The organism is Mediterranea sp. An20, assembly GCF_002160055.1.
GTDB classification, from domain to species: domain Bacteria; phylum Bacteroidota; class Bacteroidia; order Bacteroidales; family Bacteroidaceae; genus Bacteroides; species Bacteroides avicola.
Window position 1 is genome coordinate 52662 of the sequence record NZ_NFJV01000024.1, and the last position, 7889, is coordinate 60550.

The window sequence follows — 7889 nt, forward strand, 5'->3', positions numbered from 1 at the left end:
GTCGCCTCCTTTTAGTATGAAACAACTTTCAATCCTATCAAAGACGCTATAAGCGTGAACAGAAAGAAAAGCCGGATGGGAGTGGCAGGCTCCTTGAAAACGAATATTCCTATCAAGACCGTGCCGACCGCCCCGATGCCTGTCCAAATAGCGTATGCCGTTCCTAAAGGCAAAGTCTGTACAGCTTTGGCAAGCAAAGCCATGCTCAGTACGGTGGAAGCAAGGAAACCGCTTCCCCACAGATAAAACTCAACTCCTGACGCCGTTCTCGTCTTCCCCAAACAGAATGTAAGGCTCACCTCAAATAATCCTGCGAACAATAAGACTATCCAATTCATATCTATGATTTATTAAAATTCGGGCACAAAGGTAAACAAGTAATCCCTCATAACTTTTTGCATTTGACAAAAACGCATTTTGCATTTGACAAAAAAACAACCGTTCATTCCCGTTTCTGTGTGTTATTTCATAATTTTGCACACCGATAACAATAAATTATGGATATTAAGCAAATCATCAACCTGAGATATGCCATGCCGGACACGTCTTTGGACAGGTTACGGCAATGCCTGACGGAAGTTTCATACCCCAAAGGATACCGAGTGTTGGAAAGCGGGAAGGTGGAGAAAGACATCTTTTTCATCAAACAAGGTATTGTTCGCGCCTACACTTCGGTAGAAGGGAAAGAAATTACTTTTTGGGTCGGCAAAGAAGGGGCGACTCTCGTTTCCATGAAAGGATACGTGAACGATGAACCGGGATATGAAACGATGGAGCTGATGGAGGATTCGGTCCTGTATGTATTGGAAAGGAAGAAACTGAAAGAATTGTTTTCAGAAGACTTGCACATCGCCAATTGGGGGCGGCGTTATGCTGAAATGGAGTTGCTTGCCACCGAAGAACGGCTGATTTCCATGTTGTCCGCCATCGCTTCGGAACGGTATAAGGAGTTATTAGAGAAAGAACCTGACTTGTTGCAACGGTTACCATTGGGAAGTATCGCAACCTATTTAGGTGTCACACAAGCGAGCTTGAGCAGGATTAGAGCACAAATAAAGTGACGTTTCAACAAACAGGGGGACAGCAAGCGGTTTTGGTCTGCCCAAAACACAAACTTGCTACTATTGAAAAACTGAGTTCCGATTTTGGAGTAACTTATTAGCCTTTGGATAACCCAAAGGACAGTTTGCTGCTTCTGCCGGAAACAAACGGGGTGTCCAAAGGGGTGTAACCCCGTTGGCTCATTAGGGTGTTTTTAGCATGGGCGAAGCGGTGCGTGAAGAAAACGCCCTAATGAGCTATGGCTTTTGGTTCCCCAAAAGCCTGCGGCGGTGTCGGCGGTGATGTTGGCTGTTATCGGTTGCCTTTTTCTTTTCGCCAGCGATAAGGGCTTTCCCCTGTCGGTCGGCAGGATGGAAGTCCGTCCGACCAGCCTGCGGATGGCGGTGTTCACCTCTGTTGCTTTCCCTGCGGACTTGTTGAGGGGTGAAAATCCGATGAATTGATGAATGGACAACATAACTCACTGACCACCAAAGAAATGCACTCTCAACATCTTTTCATCAAACCGCTCGCCAAAAGAAAAGTGATGAATGGCGTTGTGCTGCCTTTCTCTTTTCATCAGCCCAATCCTTTTGTTGAGGGTTTGATGAGCATGTAAGTGGCTGTCATTCTTTATGTTTATATATGCTTTCATCATTTCATCAAAATATCAGAATGTTTCCAACTGAGCCTTGCTTGCCGTGTAGTAGCGTCCTATCCTCTTGACGGGTGAATATCCGCACTCACGGCTGTAGTCGCATTGGTAGGTGGTATAGGAAAGTGAATTGGATGCAGGGGTGAGCTTCCAGCACTCCTGCACCACCTTCCGCACCTGCGACTTCTCCACCTTGACTTGCGAGCAGACGAGCAACGGGATGATGTCATTGAGGCAAAAAGAAACAGACTCCACATCCATGCTTGCCATGATGTCGAGCAGCAGTTCTGCCATCTCAATCTCCAGTCGGTTGCGGTTGCTTCGGATTATCTTCCGCAGGGCATCCGTTTCCAGCAGCTTCGGGTTGAACCACATGCGGCTTTCCTTCCCGGTGGATAGCCGTCTGTGTTGCAGGAAATGGAGAAAAGCTGGTATTTCCGTTTTCAGTTTTTGCAGGAAGTCGGTGTCGTCACTCTGTAACGGTACAATCTTCCGTACCCAATAGCGTGTTTCCCCTACGTCGATGATGACGGGCAGATGCTCGTTGTTGGAGCAAAGCACGAACTTGGCAAAGAAGCCTATCTCGTCACGGTCTTTCCCTTTCGCCTCCACCTTGTAGGATAGCGTGGTGCTGAGGTTCTTCAGCCGCTCGCTGTCCTCACGGCGGTTGAGCAATACCTCGTCCACCATGATGAGCAGCTTGCCTGCCCAGTCGGAATTGAACTGGCTGCGGAAGTCCTCGTTGGTGTTGAACGTCACGTTGTTTTGGAAGATTGCTTTCAGGAAGTTCAGGAACGTACTCTTGCCCGTGTTCCTTTCTTCGGACACGAGCAGCAGGATGGGCAGCTTCTGAATGGGGTAAAGATACAGCAGTTGGAGGTAGTCCATGCCCAATTCATATTGTTCGCCGAAGATGTGTTCCACCAGTGAGCGGATGCAGGGGAAATCCCCCTCCTGCGGTCGGTGGCTTATCGGCTCATAGAGGTTGAGGAACTTGCCGACTACGGGCTTGTAGTCCACATGGTCGGGTACGGTGCAGAAGCCGTCATACTTGGGAACACTTGCCATGTAGTCCTTGCCGTAATCCTGCCGCAGGGTCTCGGAATTCCATGCGATGCGTTTCCTCACATAGCCGCCGTCAATGCGGGGCTGGTCCACAATCTTGTAGAGCGTGGTGCCTACTCGGATGAATTCTTCTTTCTTTTCCATGTTTTTAATACAGATTTAGTGCCGCCGACACCCTGTCGGCAAGCGGATTAAGCATGGTTGCAAAGCTACGGCAGGACGGCTAAAACCTTGATACGTAAAACGATGAAGAACGGCGCAAAAGAAACTGACAGATAAGAAAATGGAGCGGAACAGGTAATATCAGCCATCGAAAGGCGAAAAGAAAAAGCCCGAAGAAGCAAAACCGTACTTCTTCGGACTGAAAATGTATGGATATGTGACAGCACGGGCGTATTGATGAATGGATGTATTGACGAATAATCGCACCCATTAACATTTACACGGCTGTCCGTCACTTAACGATATGCATAGCACTTGCCTTTCTTTTCGCAAGTACAGCCTTTCCAACAGGGCATTGCGCACCCTTGCAGCGTTGGGCGTGTTGATGTGGAAAGCAAGTGCCACGACCATTGGCAGGGCGTACACGTCCGTAAAGTAGCCGTTGGACAGTTTGACGTGCCTTTCCGCTTCGTAAGGTTGCAACACTCCGCTCTTGTACACGGCTCGGATGGCAGCATGGAGTGTCGGGGCAATTACATCAAAAAGCTCCACCAATTCCATTTCGCTCATCCATACATTGGTGGTATCGGACGGTACGGCAATCCTGCCGCACCCGTCCATCGTTATGGCTTCACGTTTCATACACCTGCCACTTTAATGTCACCGAATGACTTGCTCAGCTGGTTGCCGAATGCCGTCAGGTCGTTGTCCAGCTTTTGCGTGGTTATCTTCGCATAGATTTGGGTCGTCTTGATGTTGGTGTGACCCAAAACACGGCTTACGCTCTCTATCGGCATACCCTTGCAGAGAGCCAGGGTTGCGAATCCATGACGTGAGCAATGAAAGCTAATCGACTTATTTACACCGCATTCCCGTATCATCTTCTTTAACGGCTTGCATATAGACCAATAGTTCAGATTAGGGAAAACAAGATTGTCCTCTTGGAACGGACGGTAACGCTCGATTATCTGCAAAGGGATGTCCAGCAGCTTTACTTGGTACGGTACGCCCGTCTTGTGCCGTTTGGAAACAATCCACTTCTCGCCGTTCACCTCCACAATGCGGTCGGTGGTCAGTTCCTTGATGTCCACGAAAGAGAGGGCGGTGAAGCTCGCAAACACGAACAGGTCACGGATGTATGCCAGCTTCGGGTCTGTGAACTCGTGCGTCATCACCGCTTTCAACTCGTCCTCCGTCAGGAACTCACGTTCCTTGATATTCGGGCTGATGTGGAACTGCGCAAACGGGTTTCTCGGTATCAGCCCGTTGAAGTGCGCACGCATCACCACGCCTTTCAGCCACATGCACTTTTCCCATATCGTGCCGTTGCGCAATCCCGCTTCCGTGGAAAGATAGACCGCAAACTCCTTGATGAAGTCGGGCGTAAGTTCCAGCATCGACATGTCGCTGCGCCTGTAGAACGACTTGATGAACGCCGCCACATAGTTTCTTGCCACTACCCTTGACTGATAGGTCGCCATCTTCCTGTCCTTGCCGACACGCTTCTTGAACACCTCGTTTTCACGGTCGAAGGCTTTGAGCAGCGTCTCATACTCGCCACCTATGCCCTGATAGGCGTTACGCACCATCTCTGCCGTCACAAACGCCTCACAGTCGGATATGCGCTGGTAGTGCTTGATGATTTGCGCCTTGATGTTGTCGAGCGCAAGGTTCGTTTCCCTCGCCTCCACGCTCTTGCCTTTGGCACGGTTGCCCTTTGCGTCCCATAATGTCTTTGGAATGCTCCGCTTGCAACTGAACTGCGCCACCGTTCCGTTGATTGTAACCCGTCCCATGATGGGGACAATTCCATTCTTCTCCTTGCTGCCGTTCGCATAGAACAGCACGCGAAATGTACTCCTTGTCATACTCGTCCTTTTTTGGTTGCAAAACTATAAATCAACGAGTTAAACCTTGATAAGCAAACCTACGCAGAGCGGCGCAAACGGAACGGCGACTGTTAAATCTGCACTTTCATTGGGTAACGAATAGGAAACCGTTCTCTTGCTTCAATCCGCTTTGAAACGGTTTTCAGCCCTCTTCCCAACTTCCGTGATTTTCTCCTAACTACTTAATTCACAGATTATATTGCGTTAATCTGCTGAATTTCGGAGGTTTTTCCATAGATTTTCCATAAGTTTGCTCGTATTTTTTGCGCTGCTCATCCGTCAGCTTTTGATAGAAGTCTGGATGTAACACCCTGACTCGAGAATCACACATTGCTTTTTTCCCTTCTATGGTAGGGATAATGTTCCAGTTCGGTATATGCATCTTCCACAAATTCTGCATATCCTCATAGAACTTAGTTGTTACTTCGTCGTCCTTATCGCTGTGAAAATTCACTACACACATTTCACGGGAAAGAGATGTGTCATTATTTTCTTGAGTATAATAATCAAATAAGACGTTCATTATTTCTCTCAATACACCTTCATTCACTTTCCCTTTTTCCAATTTAGATTGAACATTCTCTGGTAAAAGAATGTTATTGCGTTTTTCAACAGGATAAAAGCGCTTCGAATGAAAGATAAAGTTGACACCAAAATGTTCCGTTCCAAGTAGTGGAAACCATAGGAAAAGGCTTGGAATGTTTGAAACTGGACCGCTTTCTTGGGGAAAAGGAGGCAATATCACCATATCTTTTCCGTCTTTACTTTGCAGACTTCTTATTTTTGAAGTTTTGGAGGGCTGAGCTTCATTAAAATATGTATATTCGATTCCGTTATCAACTATTTCCCAGTCACTATGGTTGTTAATGGGCGCAATCTGTTTATTCGTAGACTTCTTAATGCGATAATGTTTGTTTGCAAATTCATCAATCACCTCAACTTCTTTTATGCGGTCATTTATAGTAAGTACAAAAGGCATAAAGCGGACAGCACTTTCCAGTTGGCTGGATACAGCTACGACCTTATCAGGCTCCAAATTGTAAGTGAAGCTGGTCCATTTATTAGGCAATTCTGGATAAATTGGGAGCTTTTTATACATTTCATTTACCAATTTCATCTCTTTGTGCATTTCACATATAGCTTGCTCGATATTGTCACTTCCACAGAATGACCTGTCCAATTCAAAACCACCGAGTTCCACGTATCCTTTCAAAGTGTTCGGATTGCTCATTACTTCATAAGGGCCATCTACTACAACCTTACTGTTGAAAGCATGTGTCGTCATGAATCCTGTCCCATATTGACCGACCAAGTCCGCACCTGGATTATCTTTGGAGCTGTTTTGATTTACCAAAGCCAATAGAGACAGGTAATTAAATGGTTTTCCGTGGTGCATAAATATAAATTTGTCCTTATGCAGTTCTATACGAATACGACAATTCTCATCCATATCACGTGCATTTTGTACTAATTCCCAAATAGCACGTTCTCCACTTTTCTCATCAAGATTTTCAATGCCTTGACTTATTTTCTTACAGTAGCCTAGAAGTTCCTGGCGCTCTTTAAGATATGTTTGATACTCTTCTATTGTTTCAAATGTTACACTTTCTCTCATATCTATAATACGAATACATTTTCTTTTCCCATAGAGAATAGTTAATCCTATATTTTGCCAAACAAAGGTAGTCAATTGCACCTTAAATCAAGAAAGAAATGTGAAAAAGTTTATTATTGCAGCGAGATTGTTTTATCAAGACAATGGATGGTTTAGCTTCCTAACCTTTAAGTAAATGTGCAAAATTACATGATACTAAACACAGAGGCACGGAGACACAGAGTTTTTGTTTTCTTGTCCATAGCTCACAGAGTTAATTTCCCTTCTCTCGTATGCGGCGAAGCCGCGGACTCTGTGTCCTCCTGTCATTTTTACCGACAGACAGTTACAGAACTTTGTGTCTCTGTGTTTGATATAAACTAATTCTGATTGATTACTTAGGTTTGGCAAGTTTAAATTGAATTATGGTAATCTGCATATCCGCTGACCCGATATATTGGAGGGTATATGCGATTCTGTCTATAAAGAAAGATCGACAAATCTTTAATATTTAAAGACTTGACGATTCTTTTATGGGATAGGATAAATCTGCCGATTGGATATATAAATAGGTCGGTGAATCCTGCCTTTATATCAGTATTCCAGTTTTTATGATGTCAGCATATAGAGGATTATTTGTATCCTCTGTAAGCAAAACAGGCTCTATAAGATTACTTATCTTACGCTTCAGTTTCCACAGTAAAGGAGTATCTTCAAAGTAATCATCGCTCATTCGTTCCACCACAACGGCAATATCAATGTCGCTGTCCTCCGTATGGTTGCCTTTGCTGTATGAGCCATAAAGGTAAAGAGCCTTTAAGGGCAACCGTTCTGCAACTGCCGCTTTATAGCGTTGTGCTAATTTTATAGCTTGCTCTTTATCCATATTCTTAATTTGTCAGTTTGTTCAATCAGTTCTTTGCAACGGTCAACGGTCAGACTTTTCATCAACCGCTCCTTATATGAGGGGTAACGTGCTTCTATGTTCAACGGTTCAAGCTCATCTATGAAGTCCGTTTGTTCTTCTGACATATCTTTATCCAAACCGCTTTTCTCGGCAAGTCTTGATAAGCTATGAATCTTCAAAGGTGGTTCTTCCAACACTTTACTCCAATATGCCTTAAGAATCTTTTCTATGGTTTGGTGACACATGAAAGCTACATAAAGGTAACGTTTGGTTTCAAGCATTGCCTTTGCCGTATCAAAGTCATAGTCGGACATTTCAATCCAATATGTCCTTTGTCATTCATTTGTATTTCTCTAATAAGTGAGTTATATCGCCTGCAAGAGATTGCAGAACGTATTTCTGAGCATAAATCCAAAGTATATCTGCTGAAAGACTTCCTTTTTCTTCTATCACGTATTTAACGTGAGTTCGATATAAATCAAAACATAGCAAGTTGCCCGTCCTTGACGAAACATAAGTCAATGGCGGGTTTCTTTTCAAAGAAGCAGTATGCAGCTATGGCAGAGAGAGAATTGG

9 protein-coding genes and 1 pseudogene are annotated in these 7889 nt (G+C 44.9%); 1 reads left to right on the forward strand and 9 read right to left on the reverse strand.

Annotation, left to right across the window (positions count from 1 at the left end; all coding sequences use genetic code 11):
* Positions 1 to 11 precede the first annotated feature (11 nt).
* Positions 12 to 338: a multidrug efflux SMR transporter gene (locus B5F34_RS12970; protein WP_087339769.1), complete on the reverse strand. Its 327-nt coding sequence runs from the start codon at positions 336 to 338 to the stop codon at positions 12 to 14.
* Positions 339 to 497: 159 nt separating this feature from the next.
* Here B5F34_RS12970 and B5F34_RS12975 point away from each other — a divergent pair, with 159 nt between their 5' ends.
* Positions 498 to 1061, forward strand: a complete 564-nt coding sequence (locus tag B5F34_RS12975; protein ID WP_087339771.1) for a Crp/Fnr family transcriptional regulator — start codon at positions 498 to 500, stop codon at positions 1059 to 1061.
* Between the two features lie 194 nt (positions 1062 to 1255).
* On the opposite strand, the gene B5F34_RS17930 is transcribed toward B5F34_RS12975, so the two are convergent.
* The 8 genes and pseudogenes from B5F34_RS17930 to B5F34_RS17935 all read right to left on the reverse strand — a co-directional run.
* Positions 1256 to 1519, reverse strand: coding sequence for a hypothetical protein (locus B5F34_RS17930; protein WP_239448955.1), 264 nt, complete (start codon positions 1517 to 1519; stop codon positions 1256 to 1258).
* 192 nt (positions 1520 to 1711) lie between these two features.
* A complete protein-coding gene (locus tag B5F34_RS12985; protein WP_087339773.1) occupies positions 1712 to 2905 on the reverse strand; it encodes a primase-helicase family protein in 1194 nt (397 codons plus the stop codon).
* A 288-nt stretch (positions 2906 to 3193) separates the two neighbouring features.
* On the reverse strand, positions 3194 to 3565 hold the full coding sequence (locus B5F34_RS12990) for a hypothetical protein (protein WP_087339775.1): 372 nt from the start codon (positions 3563 to 3565) through the stop codon (positions 3194 to 3196).
* A complete protein-coding gene (locus tag B5F34_RS12995) occupies positions 3562 to 4791 on the reverse strand; it encodes a site-specific integrase (RefSeq protein WP_087339777.1) in 1230 nt (409 codons plus the stop codon). The genes B5F34_RS12990 and B5F34_RS12995 overlap by 4 nt, the downstream gene beginning before the upstream one ends.
* Positions 4792 to 4999: 208 nt before the next feature.
* Positions 5000 to 6427, reverse strand: a complete 1428-nt coding sequence (locus B5F34_RS13000) for a hypothetical protein (protein ID WP_087339780.1) — start codon at positions 6425 to 6427, stop codon at positions 5000 to 5002.
* Between the two features lie 568 nt (positions 6428 to 6995).
* A complete protein-coding gene (locus tag B5F34_RS13005; RefSeq protein WP_087339782.1) occupies positions 6996 to 7292 on the reverse strand; it encodes a nucleotidyltransferase domain-containing protein in 297 nt (98 codons plus the stop codon).
* Positions 7271 to 7627 (reverse strand): HEPN domain-containing protein, encoded by a 357-nt coding sequence (locus tag B5F34_RS13010; protein ID WP_087339784.1) that lies wholly within the window; start codon positions 7625 to 7627, stop codon positions 7271 to 7273. Before B5F34_RS13010 ends, B5F34_RS13005 begins: the two co-directional genes overlap by 22 nt.
* A gap of 164 nt (positions 7628 to 7791) precedes the next feature.
* Positions 7792 to 7889, reverse strand: a pseudogene (locus B5F34_RS17935) (IS982 family transposase); the annotation flags it as partial.